Raw genomic sequence first — 19,223 nt, 5'->3', positions numbered from 1 at the left:
AATTAAATTATGTCACAGCGTAATATAGAAATTGGTGATGATGTTCAACAATGGTTAACGGAGCATCGTTATAAAGAGGGTTTTTTCACTCAAGTTGCAACGGATGAATTAGCTAAAGGCCTCAATGAAGAGATTATCAAAGCCATTTCAGCCAAACGTAATGAACCTGATTGGATGTTACAGTTTCGTTTAGAAGCTTATCAACATTGGTTGGGTATGGAAGAGCCGCACTGGCTTAAAGGCTATTATCCTGATTTAAACTATCAGGAATATAGTTATTATGCGGCGCCATCCTGTAATGGTTGCGATGAAAATTGTCACGCTGAAACTGATTTATCAGCAGACGAGAGTGATGCCCATAGCAATAATTATCTGACGACAGAAGTTGAAGAAGCATTCAATAAACTTGGCGTGCCAGTACGTGAGGGCAAATCGGTTGCGGTAGATGCTATCTTTGACTCGGTTTCAGTTTCGACAACTTATCGTAGTGAATTAGCAAAACTGGGTATTATTTTTTGCTCTTTCGGTGAAGCAATCCAACAATATCCTGAGTTAGTAAAAAAATATATCGGTACGGTTGTTTCTAATCGAGATAATTTTTTTGCCGCATTGAATTCTGCTGTCGCTTCTGATGGCACATTTGTTTATGTGCCAAAAGGTGTTCGTTGCCCGATGGAATTATCAACCTATTTTCGTATTAATTCTGCTAAGACAGGTCAGTTTGAGCGCACTATCTTGGTTGCTGATGAAGGCAGCTACGTTAGTTATATTGAGGGATGCTCTGCGCCAGTGCGAGATAGTTATCAATTACATGCTGCTGTAGTTGAAGTTATTATACATAAGGATGCTGAAGTAAAATATTCTACCGTACAAAACTGGTTTTCAGGGGGTGAAAGTGAAACTGGTGGAATTTTAAATTTTGTCACCAAACGCGCCTTATGTGAGGGTGAAAATGCCAAAATGTCCTGGACGCAGTCTGAAACAGGATCGGCAATTACTTGGAAATATCCCAGTGTTATTCTACAAGGGGATAATTCAGTGGGCGAATTTTTTTCAGTTGCATTAACCAATGGTAATCAACAGGCTGATACTGGTACAAAAATGATCCATATTGGTAAGAATACGCATTCCACTATTATTTCCAAAGGAATTTCAGCTGGCCGCAGTCAAAATAGTTACCGCGGTTTAGTAAAGATTTTACCGACTGCAGAAAATGCCAGAAATTATACCCAATGTGATTCTATGTTAATCGGCACTGAATGTGGTGCGCATACCTTTCCTTATATCGAAGTAAAAAATAGTAGCGCACAGTTAGAGCATGAAGCCACGACATCTCGTATTGGTGAAGATCAACTCTTTTATTGTTTACAACGTGGCATTAGTGAAGATGACGCCATTTCCATGATCGTAAATGGTTTCTGTAAAGATGTCTTTTCTGAATTACCGTTAGAGTTTGCTGTAGAAGCGCAAAAATTGTTAGCAATTAGCTTGGAACATAGTGTGGGTTAATAGTTCCTATTAAAAGAATACTAAGTTATTCAAAGGCCAATGAAATGTTAAGTGTTAAAAATTTAAATGTCAGTATTGAAGGTAATCAAATTCTTAACGGATTAAACCTAGAAGTAAAAGCGGGTGAAGTACATGCCATCATGGGGCCTAATGGATCAGGTAAGAGTACTTTATCAGCCACACTAGCGGGACGTGAAGAATATCAAATAGAGCAGGGTGAAATTTTATTTAAAAATAAAAATTTACTTGAGTTATCGCCGGAAGAACGCGCAGGAGAAGGTATATTTTTAGCCTTTCAGTATCCAGTGGAAATTCCTGGCGTAAGTAATCAATTTTTTTTACAAACTTCCGTTAATGCCGTCAGAGAATACCGTCAACAGCCACCACTCGATAGGTTTGATTTTCAGGATTTTATTGAAGATAAAATTGAACTGCTTGATATGCCGAAAGATTTACTTACTCGATCGGTTAATGTCGGTTTTTCTGGTGGTGAAAAAAAACGTAATGATATTTTACAGATGGCAGCGTTAGAGCCCGCATTATGTATTTTAGATGAAACGGACTCAGGTCTTGATATTGATGCTCTAAAAGTAGTGGCTAATGGCGTGAATTCACTACGTACTGCTGAAAGAGCATTTATCATCGTTACTCACTATCAGCGCATTTTGGATTATGTGCAGCCTGATTTTGTTCATGTTCTCCATCAAGGTAAAATTATTCAATCAGGTGATTTTACATTGGCCAAAAAACTGGAGGTACAAGGCTATGGCTGGCTTATTGACCAACAGTGAAAGAGTAGAAAAACAGCGTCAAGTCAACCTATTAAATCAACAGGCGCTAAAAAGTTTTGCGGCACTTTTTTATGCCAGTAAAAGAGCGAATGAAAAACAAGCTCAAGCTTATTGGCAGCAAGTAGAAAAAATCGGTTTTCCGTCCTTTCGCCATGAAGAATGGCATTATACGCCATTGGCAAAAGTACTTAACGCGCAATACCAATTAAATAGTGATAACGTTGACACAATTACTGCTAAGCAATTAAAACAGTTGGCTATCTCCATTGATGGCTGGCGAATTGTTTTGTTTAATGGATATCTTATTCCTACGTTAAGTAGCGATAACTTTGGTCCTTATCAAATTAAAATGATAGATACGTTGGCACAGCCTCTGGCGCCTATCGTGAACGATGAAATATTTCTCTATTTAACTGAAAGTCTAGCCGCTCAACCCTTATTGATTAAACTAGCCGCTAATCAGCAGGTCGAAAAACCGCTTTATATATTGAATATTACCTCTGGTACAAACCGAGCTGGTTATGTTAACACTAGTCATTATCGCTATCATTTAGAGATTGGTGCTAATTGCAAATCGCAAGTTATCGAACATTTTGTTTCTATTGATGATAAACCGCATCTAACGGGCAGCCGGTTAACCGCTAATATTGGTGATAATAGTCATTTCAGTCATATCAAACTTAGTGTCGAAAACAACCAAAGTAACCACTTTGCTCATAATGACATTTTGTCAGGGCGAGATAGTCAAATAAAAAGTAGCGGTATTTTTATCGGTTCAGCATTACTTCGCCATCATACCAGCGTGAAGTTAAATGGAGCAGGTAGCAGACTAGCGCTTAATAGCTTATTGTTGCCACAACATAGCGAAATTGTTGATACCAGAACTTATCTTGAACATAATCAGCCATTTTGTGAAAGTCGCCAGTTGCATAAAACGATTGCGCTGGATGAAAGTAAAGCTGTTTTTAATGGTATGATTAAAGTCGCACCACCGGCACTTAAAACCGATGGTAAAATGACAAATAACAATTTGTTATTAGGTAAATATGCAGAAATTGATACCAAACCACAATTAGAAATTTATGCAGATGATGTCAAGTGTAGTCATGGTGCTACAATAGGCCGTATTGATGATGAACAGCTGTTTTATTTACGTTCACGGGGTATTCATCTCAATGATGCAAAACATATGATTATGGTTGCTTTTGCGGCTGAAGTCATTGAATCTATTGATAACGAAGGGGTAAGTAATAAGGTAATGGATATTATTCAGCAGCGTTTAGCAGGGATTTAATATGACATTTTCAGTGGCATCCATTCGCAAAGATTTTCCTATGCTGGCAGAAAAAATCAAGGGTCAACCGTTGGTTTATTTAGATAGTGCTGCTAGTGCACAAAAACCGCTACAAGTAATTGAAAAAGAAAGACAGTTTCTTTGTCATCACTATGCCGCTGTACACCGAGGGATCCATAGCTTAAGCAGTGAAGCAACCGCGATGGTTGAAAATGTTCGCCAGCAAGTCGCTGATTTTATTCATGCTGCTAATGCTGAAGAAATTGTTTTTGTTAAAGGAACAACAGAAGGCATAAATTTAATTGCTAATAGTTATGGCCGTAGTTTTATCGAACCAGGCGATAATATTATTATTAGCCAAATGGAACATCACGCTAACATCGTTCCTTGGCACCTGCTTGCTGGCCAGATTGGTTTTGATATTCGTATATTACCTATTAATCATGATGGAAAATTAGTTTTTGAACAATTAGATAAGCTAATCGATGGCCGGACTCGATTACTCTCTTTTACCCATATGTCCAATGTTTTGGGAACCGTTAACCCAGTAAAACAGATTATTGCCTATGCTCGCCAGTGTGCAGAAAAAAAAGCAGCGCAGTTGCATATTTTACTTGATGGTGCCCAAAGTATTATGCATCAAATGATCGATGTCCAAGATCTAGATTGTGATTTTTATGTTTTTTCCGGCCATAAACTGTATGGACCTACTGGAATAGGTGTTTTATATGGTAGAGAGGCATTATTAAATGCTTTACCGCCTTGGCAAGGTGGTGGAGCCATGATTGATAAAGTCAGTATGACCTTAACTGAGCTCTCAAAAATCAATATTAGCTATGAAAAGGCACCATGGCGATTTGAAGCCGGCACGCCAAATATTGTTGGCATTATTGGCTTAGGTGAGGCGTTACGTTATGTTAATAATATTGGTTATCAACAAATATCTGACCATGAGAACGCATTAATGCAGTATGCTATCCATCGTTTAAGTATGATAAACTCTTTGCGTTTTTACGGTTCAGAGGAGCGCCAAGGGGTTATTGCCTTTAATTTAGGTGATCATCATGCTTATGATGTCGGCAGTTTTTTAGATAATTATGCTATTGCTATACGAACAGGTCACCACTGTGCGTTGCCATTGATGAATTTTTATCAAGTACCAGCCATGTGCCGGGCTTCCCTAGCGGTTTATACAACTAAAGAAGAAATTGATATTTTGGTTGAAAAACTACAACATATTGAAAAATTACTGGGTTAATCTGTTTTAAAGTATATATAAGGGTAGAATGATGTCAGCCTTACCTGATGAGAATAAATTGTTGCGTAATTTTTCACGTTGTCAAAACTGGGAAGAACGATATCTTTATTTAATTGAATTAGGGGAAAAATTATTACCACTGAGTGATCAACAAAAACAAGTAAAAACCCAGGTCTCAGGTTGCCAAAGCCAGGTTTGGATTGTTATGCAGCCGGATAGTGACGGCCGGATCCAGTTTGCGGGTGATAGCGATGCAGCTATAGTTAAGGGCTTGATTGCATTAGTAATAATTATTTTCCAAAATAAAACTGGACAGCAAATTTTGACTACAGATAGTAAAACATTTTTCCAAAAGTTGTCATTAGAGCAGCATTTAACGCCATCAAGAAGCCAGGGATTGCATGCTATGATCAGAACAATCCACCAGAGAGCCGAAAAAATTATCCAATCAAGCACTTAAACATTTAGTTAACTACTGATATTATTAAAGTGACGCTTATTCATCCGATAAACTTTGTACGTTCCTTAGGAGGAAAAAGTATGAAGAGAATTCTATTCTTTATCGGCTTGTTGTTTTTAAGCGGGCTGACTGTCAATGTCAGTGCTGCTGAATACTCCTTGCCATCCACTACAGCACGCTTAATTGGGGAAAATAGTCATTATGTGGTGCCTAATGATGGGCGTCCATTGGAAGCTATTGCAAGTGAATTTCAGATAGGTTTGCTTGGTATGTTGGAAGCTAATCCAGGTACCGACCCTTACTTACCTAAAGCCGGTATGACATTGATTATTCCATCGCAAATGTTATTACCGGCAACTAAGCGTGATGGAATCATTGTTAATTTAGCTGAGTTGCGACTGTATTATTTTCCTAAAGGGAGCAATAAAGTCATTGTTTACCCTATTGGTATCGGCCAATTGGGCGCCAATACGCCTAAAATGGTGACGACTGTTAGTCAATTAATTAAAAATCCAACTTGGACGCCGACAGCAAATATCCGTAAACGTTATGCTGCCGATGGCGTTATTTTGCCAGCAGTATTTCCAGCAGGGCCTGATAATCCAATGGGGCTGTATGCCTTACGATTATCTTATGGTAAGGGGCAATATCTGATCCATGGTACTAATGCTAATTTTGGTATTGGATTACGGGTTAGTTCCGGCTGTATACGTTTAAGACCTGAGGATATACAAGCATTATTTTACTCTATACCGGTAGGAACAAGGGTACAGGTAATTAATGAACCCATTAAGTACTCTAAAGAGCCTGATGGAAGCTATTACATCGAAGTTCACCAACCGTTATCTAAAAGGGAGTCTGATGATCCGCAAACGATGCCATTAATTTATAGCAATGAGTTTAAGGCATTTTTGCAACAACCTGGTATTGATCAAAGATTAGTTGCTCAAGCCGTAGCACGTCGCTCAGGAATGCCAGTAAAGGTAAATAAGACATAAATTAATATTAGATGGTGATGCGTAGGGTAGATTTGCTATTTTTTATAAAAAATAGTGGATTTATCAATAATCAAATAATGATATTATTAAAAAATGGTATTATTAAAAATTAGTTGTATGTAATAAATAATAAGGCACCCATTGGGTGCCTTATTAATATATCGAGTGATCCGTTAAATGCAATTGGATTACTTTTTATATCTACGAACTTGATTATCCAAACGTTGATTAGCACGAGCAGCTTCATCTTTAGCAGTCTGAACATCAGTACGTAATGACTGAACGTCATTTGATAGTTGATCGACTTTACCGTTTAACGTTTGAACATCTGAGGACAGTTTGTTAATTTGGCTACTGTTTGAACAGCCTGCTAACAACGCAGAAGCCAGAACGATAGAGCCCAGTACAACTTTAGTACGATTCATTATATTACCCTCTAGATTTAGTTAATCTCCAAGTAGCAAGGTAAGTATTACACATTCCTGGCAAAACAGAGAATAAATTTCTGTCTCTAACTTTGAATTATTAGATCTTTTTCAAATTCAGGCAGAATACTTACTTATTCTTATGCTAGTACTTAATTAGAATATTTTCTACTTAAAATCTGACAAGTTGTTTAATAAAATTAAGAAAAGAGAATAAATTTGTTTATTTTTTGCTCATTTTGCTTGCGTGGACACCATTTTTTAATTATCTCATTGGGTTATTTTGTCAAATATTTTTACCGCTGATATAAAATAAAATTAACGCGATAACAGTTATTTTTTAAATAACATGTCGATTATGATCTTTTTTGCTGGAAATATTAGTTTAGGGTTAATAGAATGAGTTTTAAATAAATACGCAATGGCAAAAGTAGCTAATGGGCTTTTCGATTATAAATTACCAATATTACATATTTACGATCCAATATTTCTTTATTAAAAAAAGAAAAAATAAATTCCTCGCTATTTTATTCAGAGGAATTTATTTTTGTTGATAGAATTATAAAATATGGACAGATGAGGTATTTGTTGTACCGCTAGGCACTAATGCACCTGAAACCATAACAACAACATCACCTTTGTCAGCCATATTATTTGTTAAAGCAACTTGTTTACCAATACGATAGAAATCGTCTGTAGAGGCAATTTCTTTGACTAATTGCGGAATAACGCCTTTAACTAATAATAATTGACGGGCAGTTTCTTCATTGGTTGTTAAAGCAAGGATCGGAGCTGTAGGAAAATATTTGCGTACTGATTTTGCTGATTTACCGCCGTAGGTTGCTACGATAATCAATTGCGAGTTTAACTTTTCCGCCATTTCAACCGCACCGCGGCAAACCGCTTCAGTAATGCGTAATTTTTGGTTTATTTTGCTATCATCAATTCGGCTTGGCATAACCCGATCGGTACGATCGCAAATAGTCGCCATAATTTTTACTGCTTCGATAGGATATTTTCCTTTCGCACTTTCGCCAGATAGCATAACCGCATCAGTACCGTCCAAAATAGCATTGGCCACATCACCTGCTTCGGCACGAGTAGGACGAGGGTTTTTGATCATCGAATCTAACATTTGGGTGGCAGTAATGACGATTTTACGAGCAGCAACGCATTTTTCGATCATCATTTTTTGGGCAAAAATAACTTCTTCGACCGGGATCTCGACGCCAAGATCACCGCGAGCCACCATAATCCCATCAGAGGCCTCTAAAATTTCATCGAAGTTGTTTAACCCTTCTTGGTTTTCAATTTTAGCAATGATTTGGATATTTTTACCACCATGCAGCGTTAGGTGGGCGCGGATTTCTTCTACATCAGCGCGTTTACGGATAAAGGAAGCAGCAACAAAATCAACGCCTTGCTGACAACCAAAAATGAGATCTTGTTTATCTTTTTCTGCCAGTGCGGGCAAGCCTATCGATACACCAGGTAAATTAACGCCTTTATTTTCACCTAAATCGCCATTATTAAGTACCCGACAGATGACATCACTAGCGGTAACCGATAAAACTTCCATACCGATTAAGCCATCATCAACCAGGATAGTATTACCTGGCTTAAGATCACTAGGTAAACCAACGTAGGTCACAGCAACGCGCTCTTGATTACCAATCACTGAGGTATCAGTGGTAAAGATAAAATTTTGTCCAGCGGTTAGCGATACATCCTTGCCATCTTCAAGCCGCATTGTACGGATCTCTGGTCCTTTGGTATCTAATAGTATGGCAGCTTGTTGATTTTTTTGGCGACAGACAGCACGAAGGTTTTTAATGCGTTGACCATGTTCTTCATGATCACCATGTGAGAAATTTAGCCGCATGACATTCATGCCAGCATTAAGTAATTGTGACAGTTTTTCTTCAGATTCAGTTTTGGGGCCGATAGTACAAACAATTTTGGTTTTTTTCATGACAATTAATCTACAGGTTTTATAGCAGTATTTTATGAATTAATTGCGGTGTTTATATCAGTTTTTTGCTTTGATATAGGTTATACGCCGTAACAAATAGCTAAAAATCCACTGGTATTGAATAAAGATAAAGCAAGGGGCACAAGTATAAATATCATGCGTTATTATTGCAACTGGCCACTAATTTGTCAGTTGCATCATTGAATAATATATAACGAATTATGATATTGTAGTTAGTACTATTCATGCTATCAACGAAAAAGCAATATAAATATAATCCAACCGCAGGGTATTTGTTAGCAGATAACAGCGCCGGTAAAATTTATCTGAAATGATAAAATTTAGCTGAAAATATTCAGCTATGCTAACTGTTTATTTATATACTAAATAGGGAATAATTTCATTTGACCCTAAATAAAATTGAATATTTGATATTTAATTTTATTAAATTGTGTTTAGATAAATAATTATAAACGAATCAAGGAGGATATTTATGATTAATCAGGTTAATTATACTCAATCAAATACCCGTGCAGCTATTCAGATTGGTGCGGTGGGTGGTATTACTATTTCTTCATCAGGGCTAATGGATTCTCAGCTGGCACAGCAAATCCGACATGTTAGTAATAGTCATATCGATTGGCAGTCAGCTATGATGAATAGTGAACCAGAATCAAGCGCTAGCGCTGCCCAATCGACTAGTGCAGATCGCCTAACGCTCTCAATGCAATGCACTAATATTCGATCAGAGGATGACCAGCGAGTACCTAATATGACCTTGAATATGACTGTAGGCGTTGATCCTAATATCTCGCTGTATTCGCCTCCAGAGACTTTTCTTGATCTTGGCAGAAATATTGCTAATTATAGCGCTTCATCGTTTAGTGAGTCTAATGATGAATTACCTGAACTAGAAAGTGCTTCTCGTGAACAATTTCAGGATCTTAGTCAGTATATTAATCAACTAGAGCGTGAGCGAGCTGCCCAGCCAGCAGCAGAAGGCGAATTTTCAGCGTTGGATAGTGAAGAAAATAATACAAATTCTACTCTCAATATTGAAGACTTTGATAGATTGCTGGCACAAAGAGAACAAGAGGATTTTTATGACGCAAATATTGATGACATAAGAGCAGCAGAAGGTCGAGCCGCTGAAGCTCGATCTGTTGAGAGTGAAGAATTAATGATAGGCCGGGATTTTGAACCGGTGGATGATGAAGTCGAAATGGTAGCATCCAGGTCTGGCTGGCAGGAAAATTTTATACCCATTGAGGTGGCGCCTAATGGGCGGCAGTCATTATCATCAGAGGTGGGCTCGTCTGAAGGGCTAAGTCAAAACAACGATGAAAGCATTTCTTCAGCTAGAGCGCCAATGGAAGGCGATGATCCATCTATTAACGGATAAATAAACGAAGAATTAAGAGAAAACTAACAAATGTAAAGCTGCTAGATTAATAACAAATTATCCTTATTTTACTCATAGTACCATAGAGTGTAATTTAGGATGTTATTTGGATATTAATTATGGCACTGTAGTTAGTGAGAATATTCAATAGCAGCCATAACTAAGCGTTTGTTATGGCTGTTTAACTTTTTAACACTTTTTTAAATTAAATCCGATAAATTATTGCAATAAATTCTGTTCGACAAATTGCCAGTTAACAAGTGACCAAAAATTGGTCAAATATTCTGCTCGTATATTACGATAATCAATATAGTAAGCATGTTCCCATATATCGACAGTCAGTAATGGTCTATCGTTGCCGGTAATGGGTGTTGCGGCATTTGAAGTATTGACGATGGAAAGCTTTCCATTTGCTTGTTTGACTAACCACGTCCAACCTGAACCAAAGTTTTTAATTGCCGCATCGGTAAACTGCTGCTTAAATTTTTCAAACACCTCAAAATGTTGATTAATGGCCTCAGCTATTTTACCCGTAGGTTCGCCACCGGCATTGGGCGCTAAACAATGCCAATAAAAGGTATGATTCCAAACTTGGGCAGCATTATTAAAAATCCCTCCTTGTGCGGTTTTTATAATTTCTTCTAATGTTTTCCCCTCAAAGTTAGTGTTTTTAATTAAATTATTTAGATTATTGACATAAGTACTATGGTGTTTGCCATAATGGTATTCTACCGTTTCCTGAGAAATATGGGGCTCTAAGGCATTTTTAGCATAAGGTAATGACGGTAATTGGAAAGACATTGCAGACTCCTTTTTTATTTATATTGCGCAACCAGTTGATAAATACAAAATATAACCGTATTGAAATTATCATTTTTATATAAATAATTTACTAATTATACTAATCAGTTTTTATTAAATATGTTTGGAACATAATAAAGATAGCAGTAAAGGGTTATCAAGTATTGATAGAAAATGGTATTCTTAATCAATGTTATGTTCGCGTAGTGCAAAATAATAAATTTAGTTTTTAAGGAAGTGACAATGACGACAATAGAAAAAATTGAACGCCAGATAAAAGAAAATCCAATTCTTTTATACATGAAAGGCTCACCTAAATTTCCGAGCTGTGGTTTTTCCGCTCAGGCGGTTCAAGCCCTTTCTGCTTGTGGCGAGCGTTTTGCTTATGTAGATATTTTGCAAAACCCTGATATTCGCAGTGAGTTACCTAAGTATGCCAATTGGCCAACATTTCCTCAGTTATGGATTGAAGGGGAGCTAATTGGCGGTTGTGATATTATTATTGAAATGTATCAGCAGGGTGAATTACAGAAATTGGTCACTGCAACTGCCGATAAATATCGCACTTCAGAACAACCAGGTGCAGAATAGATAAATAATTTTTATAAAATAACTAACTAGCTAGAAGGCAGTGAAATTATGTGTTACCACTGCCTTTGGTTATCAATCGGTTGTTAGTGGCCAGCCACCTAATTTTTTCCATTTATTGACAATTTCACAAAACAGTAATGCTGTTCTATCGGTATCGTAAAGTGCGCCATGTGCCTGTTTGCCGTCAAATGGGATCCCAGCGGTATAACAAGCTTTGGCTAAAATTGTTTGACCAAAAACCAGCCCGCTGAGTGTGGCCGTATCGAAAGTGGCAAAGGGGTGGAATGGATTACGTTTTAAATTTGCTCGCTGAGCGGCAGCCATAATAAAACTATGATCAAAATTGGCATTGTGGGCAACTATAATTGCGCGATTACAATCGTTGTTTTTAATGCCTTTCCTAACCATCTTAAAAATGGCATGTAAAGCCGTATATTCATCGACAGCATTACGCAAAGGATTTGTTGGGTCAATACCAGTAAAAGCGAGTGCAGTTGCTTCTATATTTGCACCTACAAAAGGCGCAACATGAAAATGGCGTTTTTCATCAATCTCTAACCAACCCTCTTGATCCATTTTTAGCGTCATTGCTGCCACTTCTAATAACGCGTCTTGTTGTGCATTAAACCCACCAGTTTCTACATCGATAACAACAGGATAATAACCTCGAAAACGCTTTGCCAGCGTGTTAACATCATTTTTTTTATTAGACATTTGCTTAAGACTTTATACTTGAGAATAAAAATATTATGCCAAATTTTGGTTAAAATGCATTAAATTGGCTTAAGTATAGAAAATGTATGGATATATGCTCATTCAATGACGTAAAGGATCAGTTACCTAAAGCATTACTGGCATTTTTATTTTCAATCAGTTCAATTTTATAGCCATCTGGATCTTCCACAAATGCAATAATCGTTGAACCGCCTTTAACTGGCCCAGCTTCGCGTGTCACCTTGCCGCCTGCTTGACGTATGCTATTACATGTATCTGCAACGTTATCAACCCCTAGTGCAATGTGACCAAATGCGGTGCCCATTTCATAATGCTCAACATCCCAATTATAGGTTAATTCTATCACGGCACCTTTACTTTCATCATCATAGCCAACGAAGGCAAGTGAGTATTTGTATTCAGGATTTTCACTTGTGCGTAATAGACGCATACCTAATATTTCAGTATAAAAGTGAATTGATCGTTGCAGAGAGCCAACACGTAACATGGTATGAAGTAAGCGCATATAAGCCTCTTTTTTTTTAAGTTTAAAAACCATTCATTACTGATATTAATATAACGTGAACTTTACTATTATTTCAATTTATATAGTTGGTTAATTAATTAAGATTTACAATATAATTGATCTTGTTGCTTTAGCATTGAACATTGACTGTTTAAGAATGTCTTTATACTACCTTTATAATCGCTATTCATTATAACTAATTGATGATGTTGTTATAAGCTATTTGTTATCATAATATTGTGAACTGAACGATTATTTTTATTTGCTAAGTATGCATTAGTAATGCATAACAATTGTTTGTTTATTATCACTAACGAGTAATGTATTAATTTATTGCTTAGCTATATTTTTTATTTTCAAATAATTTGTTAACTTATTAGCTTATTTTATTTGGTATTATTTATTTAAGATATAATAAGTTTTTATTAGTTTTTTTCAACTTTCAGGTAATTTATTAAAAATCAATATAGACTTAGTATCTAAATATAGCTGAATAAATGCTTTTAAGAATATTTATAATAACTTGTTTTATAATGGTTTTTATTTTTTATTGTCTATTTTTTGCAAATTAAAAATAATATTAATATAAAAACATATAGAATAGAATTTAGATGAAGGCTATTCTTATAAGGATATTTAACTAATAGCCTTTTGTTTTATATAGTAAATAAGTGGGTAATGATTAGAACACTAATTAAGTCAACTTAATATACTAATAATGAAATATAAATTTATATATTACTATGCTAAATATAAATTTAAACCTTTACTCATTTCTATATTAACATCTTAGTGAATAGAAATGGATATATATTTCTAGAATATTAATTGGCAATTTAATAATTATAGATATTGATGGTATTCTATTTTAAGGAGGAACAATTGGAATCAAAAATAGGAACTGATCTTGCGCGTTTAGTTCGAGTCTGGCGGGCATTGATTGATCATCGTCTGAAACCATTAAAGCTCACCCAAACTCATTGGGTAACCTTATATAACATTAGCCAGCTACCGCCTGATCAATCACAAATTCAATTGGCCAAAGCAATAGGTATTGAACAGCCATCGCTAGTTAGAACCCTCGATCAATTAGAAGAAAAGAAATTGATTACGCGTCACACCTGTGTCAACGACAGACGAGCAAAAAGAATTAAATTAACAGAAGAATCGATGCCATTTATTAAACAGGTTGATGATGTAATTGAAAAAACAAGAAAGGAGATATTAGGAGGTATTACACATGATGAATTAAATACACTTTATTCATTGATATTGAAACTCGAGCAAAATATTATTCGGTTACATAATCATTCGTAATAAATGATAGAATAATAAAAAAGAACAAATGGCATTATAATTTAATGCATACGCGGCTAATTATTTAAATCTAGCCGCGATATGCTATTTTAGTTGAGTTAACGAGGTGAAACAGTAATGTTATTTCCACTACCTATAATAGATACACGTTGGCCATTACGGAAACTATTTGGATCGCCTTTTTGCACCACAGAGATATTGCGGCCATTATCCAGCCTAATTTCCAATTGAACGCCTTTTGTTTTGTTAAGCGCCCCTTGAACATTTTGACCGGCAACACCACCTGCGATCGCGCCTGCTGCCGTTGCAAGGGTTTTCCCTGTGCCCCCGCCAACTGTATTACCTAATAGTCCACCAAGAACAGCACCACCCAATGCGCCTATGATGTTTTCGTCACCACCGGCCTGAATATTAACCGGGGTTATGCGAGTAACTGTACCATAGGTTACGCTTTGTACTTGTTTAGCTTGCGAAGCGGTATAAGTGTCCCCAGAAAGACTACCTGTATTTATACAGCCGGATAAAGCTGTAACTGTAAAAATACCGACGAGAACTTGCTTTAACATGATTACTCCTTTTGGAAATCTGATTTACAGTGTAATAATAATCATGAATACACAGATATCATAATTTATTATATATAAACTAACTGGATAATCAGACAAATAGCAAAATTAATTTACTTTCTACAATCTAAATATAGTCTAAACATTAATAATTTTTTCTTAAAGTAATAAATTCAGCTTAATTAATTTATATTTAATTAAAATATTTTTAAATTGTTATTTTTATGTTTTATTTCAAAAAGTTAAGCATTTAAAGTAAAAAGCCACAACAATGAGTATATTGAATGACTGAAATGAAGTATAGAGAAAATTAATCAGAGGACAAACATGAAAGCAGGTCGCTATATAGGTGTTATGTCAGGTACAAGCCTCGATGGGGTTGATGTTGTTTTGGCAGAAATTGATGACCAAAATGTGGTTCAGTTAGGTGCGATTGCCTTTCCCTTTCCCGTGGAATTAAAAAAACAAATCTTGTCTATATGTCAAGGTCAAGCGGTTACTTTAGCAACAATAGGTGAAATTGATTATCAGCTCGGCACGTTATATGCCGATGCGATCAATAATCTATTGAAACAGCAATCATTACTGGCCACAGAGATTACCGCAATAGGGTGTCATGGGCAAACCGTTTGGCATCAACCTACTGGCCAAAGGCCTTTTACTATGCAATTAGGCGATAATAATAGAATTGTTGCGTTAACTAACATCACCGTAGTAGGCGATTTTCGTCGTAGGGATATGGCGTATGGTGGGCAAGGAGCTCCTTTAGTACCGGCTTTTCATCATAAGGTAGTTAGCCATCCAGATGAAAATCGCATTATTTTAAATATTGGCGGCATCGCAAATCTTACTACTTTATTTGGGAATTCAATAATTAAAGGCTATGATACCGGACCAGGAAATATTCTGTTGGATATCTGGGCCAATCAACATTTAAATAAATCTTATGATAGTAATGGCGATTGGGCGCGCTCAGGGCAAGTTAATGAGTCGCTTCTGGCTGATATGCTAGCGGATCCTTATTTTAAGCGGCCAGCACCAAAAAGTACCGGCAGAGAATATTTTAATGCTGCTTGGTTACAAAAATATCTAACACCTTACATAAGTTTATCGGCACAGGATGTACAGGCGACATTGGCACAATTAACCATTCGTTCAATTGTTGATCAAGTTTTACTTTATGATCAGGTAGATTGCTTATTGGTTTGTGGCGGCGGCGCTAAAAATAACTACCTTATGGCAAGCTTAAGCGAATTGTTAAGCCATATTGTGGTGGCACCAACAGATAAATATGGTTTGAGCGGCGACAATATGGAAGCTTTGGCCTTTGCGTGGTTAGCAGCTCGTACCTTATCGGGTCTGCCAGGCAATTTACCCTCTGTAACTGGTGCTAGCCAGGAAACCCTATTAGGCGCAATTTACCCGGCCAATGGTGTATAACATGCTATCCATCATAATTAGTTAGAGGCAAAGAAATGGCAGAAAAAAATCAGTTGGATATTGCTAATTTAAGACGAGAATATACTCAAGGGGGCTTAAGGCGTAAGGATTTAACCGATGAACCATTGGTTTTATTCGAGCGTTGGTTAAAACAGGCGTATGAAGCAAAATTAGCCGATCCGACTGCCATGTGTGTTGCCACGGTAGATAGTGATGGACAACCCTATCAACGAATTGTATTACTCAAGCATTATGATAAAAATGGACTCATATTCTATACCAATTTATCTAGTCGTAAAGCACAACATATCGCCCATAACAATAAGGTCAGTTTGTTATTTCCCTGGTATCAGTTAGAGCGACAGGTTTGTTTCTTGGGTGAAGCAGAAAAACTCTCTCCACTTGAGGTAATAAAATATTTTCATAGTCGACCAAAAGATAGTCAAATAGCGGCCTGGGTTTCACGGCAATCTGCAAAAATTTCGGCTAGAAGTCTATTAGAAAATAAATTTTTTGAATTAAAACAAAAATTTAAAAATGGTGAAATTCCTTTACCTAGTTTTTGGGGCGGATATCGCGTCAGATTTGACAGTGTTGAATTTTGGCAAGGTGGTACCAAACGGCTACATGATCGATTTTTGTATCAATGGCAACAAGATCATTGGCAAATCGATCGCTTGGCGCCTTAATCGGAAAAAATAATTTTTAACTGGCACTTATTTGACTAGCGTTTTATTCTATTGCGCTTATTTATATTATATTTATCCACAAAATCGACGAAATAAAAAAATTGATGGAGTTATTGATGGTTAGCAAGAACCTAATTGAACAATTGCAAGAGCGGGGTTTAATTGCCCAACTGACGGATGAAAAGGCATTAATAGAGAAACTATCCCAGGGATCAGTGACGCTCTATTGTGGATTTGATCCAACCGCTGATAGCTTGCACTTAGGGCATTTGGTTCCTTTGCTATGTTTAAAGCGCTTTCAGCAGATGGGTCATCAACCGGTAGCTTTAGTGGGTGGGGCGACAGGTTTAATTGGCGATCCTAGCTTTAAAGCTACTGAGCGTAAATTAAATACGAGTGAAACGGTGCAGCAATGGGTTGAAAAAATCCGTCAACAGGTTTCGCCATTTCTGGATTTTGATTGTGGAAAAAATAGCGCTAAGGTTGTTAATAATTATGACTGGTTTGGTCAAATGGATGTCTTAACCTTTTTGCGTGATATTGGCAAACATTTTTCTGTTAACCAAATGATCAATAAAGAAGCCGTTAAACAACGTCTTGAGCGCGATGATGCGGGTATCTCTTTTACTGAATTCTCCTATAATCTACTGCAATCTTATGATTTTGCTAACCTATGCCATCAACATAATGTTGAATTACAGATAGGCGGCTCTGATCAATGGGGCAATATTACTTCAGGTATTGATCTAACTCGTCGTCTACATCAAAAACAAGTTTTTGGCCTAACGGTACCACTAATTACTAAATCTGATGGCACTAAATTTGGGAAGACGGAAGCGGGGGCAGTTTGGTTAGATCCACAAAAAACCAGTCCATATAAGTTTTATCAATTCTGGGTGAATACGGCCGATGCGGATGTTTATCGTTTTCTTAAATTTTTTACCTTTATGCCAATTGAAGAGATTGACGCATTGCAAGAAGAAGATCAAAACAGCGGTAAAGCGCCGAGAGCGCAGTATGTATTAGCGGAAAAAGTCACCCAGTTAGTACATGGTGATGAGGGCTTACAGGCTGCCAAGCGGATCACAGAAAGCCTATTTTCCGATACCATTGCGGCATTAACCGCAGCAGATTTTGCCCAGTTAGCGCAAGATGGCATGCCGATGATCAAACTAAATGCCGGAGCAGATTTACAGCAGGCTTTAGTCGAGGCAAAACTGGTTCCTTCGCGCGGTCAGGCAAGAACGATGATAAGTTCGAAGGCGGTAGCGATTAATGGCGAGAAATGCGTCGATCCTGAATACATTTTTACTGCTGAAGATCGCCTATTTGGTCGTTATTCTTTAATCAGGCGTGGAAAAAAACATTACTGTTTAGTTAATTGGCAATAATGAGTGCGCCGCAGCGTAAGTTTAATCATCTTAAGGTTTATCTAACGTAGCGATCAACTTATTGGAATTTATTAGATGAATTACTAACATGTTAATTGCATGTTTAGCTAGTAATGATTTTGTTTTATAACAGCAACTATTATTAAAAATAAAATAAATGAGTGGTATATGAAAAGCGTTCTTTCAATTCAGTCGCATGTTGTTTTTGGCCATGCGGGTAATAGCGCCACGGTTTTTCCCATGCAACGGCTGGGAATTGATGTCTGGCCGCTGAATACTGTTCAATTTTCTAATCATACACAATATCCACAATGGACAGGTAATGTCATGTCACCTGAGCATTTAACGGATATTGTTAACGGTATTGCTAAAATCCATAAACTAAAACATTGTAATGCGGTTCTGACGGGCTATATTGGCTCTGCTGAACAAGGAAAAGCGATTGTTGATATTGTTAGACAGACTAAAATAACAAATCCTACTGCTTGGTATTTCTGTGATCCGGTGATGGGGCATGCTGAAAAAGGCTGTATTGTGGCCCCGGGAGTAGCTGAATTTTTATGTCATGAAGCTTTACCTATCTGCGATATAATGGCGCCTAACCTGTTAGAGCTGGAAACATTGGTTGGAAAATCGATTACTAATGTGGAACAAGCACTATTAGCGGCGAGAGAATTGTGTCAAAAAGGGCCTAAAACCATTTTAGTAAAACATCTTAGTCGTGCTGGTTATCATGCCGACTGTTTTGAAATGTTATTAGTGACCGAAGCGCATTGCTGGCATATTAGTCGGCCCCTAATTGATTTTGGTAAACAGCAACCGGTTGGGGTTGGCGATTTAACCAGTGGCTTATTGCTAGTCAATTTATTAAACGGTAAAGCGTTACCTAGCGCATTAGAGCACATAGCAGCTGCGGTTTATGAAGTGATGTTAAAAACCAAAGCAATGGAACAATATGAATTACAACTGATTGCTGCGCAAGATAAGATGGTAAATCCTACTCATCACTTTAAAGCGGTACAGCTTGATTAACCCTGTTATCGAATGATATTGCTCTTCAAATTAATGTAAACTTGAAG

The 19,223-nt window shown here is 36.9% G+C and carries 19 protein-coding genes; 13 read left to right on the top strand and 6 right to left on the bottom strand.

Translation table 11 applies throughout. The features are described from left to right. Nucleotides 1-9: 9 nt before the first annotated feature. The 6 genes from sufB to QE177_RS07615 all read left to right on the top strand — a co-directional run bounded on the left by sufB (nt 10) and on the right by QE177_RS07615 (nt 6,310). Nucleotides 10-1,509, top strand: a complete 1,500-nt coding sequence (gene sufB / locus QE177_RS07640) for a Fe-S cluster assembly protein SufB (RefSeq protein WP_280548460.1) — start codon at nt 10-12, stop codon at nt 1,507-1,509. Nucleotides 1,510-1,553: 44 nt separating this feature from the next. Next, on the top strand, nt 1,554-2,300 hold the full coding sequence (sufC, locus tag QE177_RS07635; protein WP_280548459.1) for a Fe-S cluster assembly ATPase SufC: 747 nt from the start codon (nt 1,554-1,556) through the stop codon (nt 2,298-2,300). Continuing rightward, a complete protein-coding gene (gene sufD, locus QE177_RS07630) occupies nt 2,275-3,594 on the top strand; it encodes a Fe-S cluster assembly protein SufD (RefSeq protein WP_280548458.1) in 1,320 nt (439 codons plus the stop codon). Before sufC ends, sufD begins: the two co-directional genes overlap by 26 nt. Nucleotide 3,595: 1 nt before the next feature. Further along, nucleotides 3,596-4,852 carry a cysteine desulfurase SufS gene (sufS, locus tag QE177_RS07625; protein ID WP_280548457.1) on the top strand — a complete coding sequence of 419 codons (1,257 nt, stop codon included), beginning with the start codon at nt 3,596-3,598 and terminating at the stop codon, nt 4,850-4,852. Nucleotides 4,853-4,883: 31 nt separating this feature from the next. Beyond that, nucleotides 4,884-5,312, top strand: a complete 429-nt coding sequence (gene sufE, locus QE177_RS07620) for a cysteine desulfuration protein SufE (protein ID WP_280548456.1) — start codon at nt 4,884-4,886, stop codon at nt 5,310-5,312. Between the two features lie 80 nt (nt 5,313-5,392). Beyond that, entirely contained in the window at nt 5,393-6,310 is a 918-nt protein-coding gene (locus QE177_RS07615; RefSeq protein WP_280548454.1) for a L,D-transpeptidase family protein, read from the top strand. Between the two features lie 188 nt (nt 6,311-6,498). Here QE177_RS07615 and QE177_RS07610 read toward each other — a convergent pair whose 3' ends face one another. Both QE177_RS07610 and pykF read right to left on the bottom strand, forming a co-directional pair. Continuing rightward, nucleotides 6,499-6,735, bottom strand: a complete 237-nt coding sequence (locus QE177_RS07610) for a major outer membrane lipoprotein (RefSeq protein WP_180559983.1) — start codon at nt 6,733-6,735, stop codon at nt 6,499-6,501. A gap of 559 nt (nt 6,736-7,294) precedes the next feature. Beyond that, nucleotides 7,295-8,707 (bottom strand): pyruvate kinase PykF, encoded by a 1,413-nt coding sequence (pykF, locus tag QE177_RS07605; protein ID WP_280548450.1) that lies wholly within the window; start codon nt 8,705-8,707, stop codon nt 7,295-7,297. A gap of 493 nt (nt 8,708-9,200) precedes the next feature. Here pykF and QE177_RS07600 point away from each other — a divergent pair, with 493 nt between their 5' ends. Then, nucleotides 9,201-10,109, top strand: coding sequence for a hypothetical protein (locus QE177_RS07600; protein ID WP_280548449.1), 909 nt, complete (start codon nt 9,201-9,203; stop codon nt 10,107-10,109). Between the two features lie 219 nt (nt 10,110-10,328). On the opposite strand, the gene sodB is transcribed toward QE177_RS07600, so the two are convergent. Next, on the bottom strand, nt 10,329-10,910 hold the full coding sequence (sodB, locus tag QE177_RS07595; RefSeq protein ID WP_280548448.1) for a superoxide dismutase [Fe]: 582 nt from the start codon (nt 10,908-10,910) through the stop codon (nt 10,329-10,331). Nucleotides 10,911-11,153: 243 nt separating this feature from the next. On the opposite strand from sodB, the gene QE177_RS07590 reads away from it, so the two are divergent. Next, nucleotides 11,154-11,501 carry a Grx4 family monothiol glutaredoxin gene (locus tag QE177_RS07590; RefSeq protein WP_280548447.1) on the top strand — a complete coding sequence of 116 codons (348 nt, stop codon included), beginning with the start codon at nt 11,154-11,156 and terminating at the stop codon, nt 11,499-11,501. Between the two features lie 72 nt (nt 11,502-11,573). Here QE177_RS07590 and rnt read toward each other — a convergent pair whose 3' ends face one another. Both rnt and gloA read right to left on the bottom strand, forming a co-directional pair. After that, nucleotides 11,574-12,215 carry a ribonuclease T gene (gene rnt, locus QE177_RS07585; RefSeq protein WP_280548446.1) on the bottom strand — a complete coding sequence of 214 codons (642 nt, stop codon included), beginning with the start codon at nt 12,213-12,215 and terminating at the stop codon, nt 11,574-11,576. Between the two features lie 118 nt (nt 12,216-12,333). Then, on the bottom strand, nt 12,334-12,741 hold the full coding sequence (gene gloA / locus QE177_RS07580; protein ID WP_280548445.1) for a lactoylglutathione lyase: 408 nt from the start codon (nt 12,739-12,741) through the stop codon (nt 12,334-12,336). Between the two features lie 882 nt (nt 12,742-13,623). Here gloA and slyA point away from each other — a divergent pair. Next, nucleotides 13,624-14,058, top strand: a complete 435-nt coding sequence (slyA, locus tag QE177_RS07575; RefSeq protein ID WP_026823660.1) for a transcriptional regulator SlyA — start codon at nt 13,624-13,626, stop codon at nt 14,056-14,058. 98 nt (nt 14,059-14,156) lie between these two features. Here slyA and QE177_RS07570 read toward each other — a convergent pair whose 3' ends face one another. Further along, the gene (locus QE177_RS07570) at nt 14,157-14,624 is read right to left on the bottom strand and encodes a glycine zipper 2TM domain-containing protein (protein ID WP_280548439.1); all 468 of its coding nucleotides are present in this window, start codon (nt 14,622-14,624) and stop codon (nt 14,157-14,159) included. Nucleotides 14,625-14,951: 327 nt separating this feature from the next. Here QE177_RS07570 and anmK point away from each other — a divergent pair, with 327 nt between their 5' ends. From anmK to pdxY, 4 genes are all read left to right on the top strand, one after another. After that, a complete protein-coding gene (gene anmK / locus QE177_RS07565) occupies nt 14,952-16,064 on the top strand; it encodes an anhydro-N-acetylmuramic acid kinase (RefSeq protein WP_280548437.1) in 1,113 nt (370 codons plus the stop codon). 35 nt (nt 16,065-16,099) lie between these two features. After that, the gene (gene pdxH, locus QE177_RS07560) at nt 16,100-16,753 is read left to right on the top strand and encodes a pyridoxamine 5'-phosphate oxidase (protein ID WP_280548436.1); all 654 of its coding nucleotides are present in this window, start codon (nt 16,100-16,102) and stop codon (nt 16,751-16,753) included. Nucleotides 16,754-16,869: 116 nt separating this feature from the next. Beyond that, nucleotides 16,870-18,144 carry a tyrosine--tRNA ligase gene (gene tyrS, locus QE177_RS07555; RefSeq protein ID WP_280548434.1) on the top strand — a complete coding sequence of 425 codons (1,275 nt, stop codon included), beginning with the start codon at nt 16,870-16,872 and terminating at the stop codon, nt 18,142-18,144. A 168-nt stretch (nt 18,145-18,312) separates the two neighbouring features. Next, nucleotides 18,313-19,176 (top strand): pyridoxal kinase PdxY, encoded by an 864-nt coding sequence (pdxY, locus tag QE177_RS07550; protein ID WP_280548433.1) that lies wholly within the window; start codon nt 18,313-18,315, stop codon nt 19,174-19,176. Nucleotides 19,177-19,223 lie beyond the last annotated feature (47 nt).

Origin of the sequence: Arsenophonus sp. aPb (assembly GCF_029873475.1) — a bacterium.
GTDB lineage: Bacteria > Pseudomonadota > Gammaproteobacteria > Enterobacterales > Enterobacteriaceae > Arsenophonus.
Note: the sequence above shows the minus strand (reverse complement) of the source record. Positions and strands in the feature narration are given on the sequence as shown.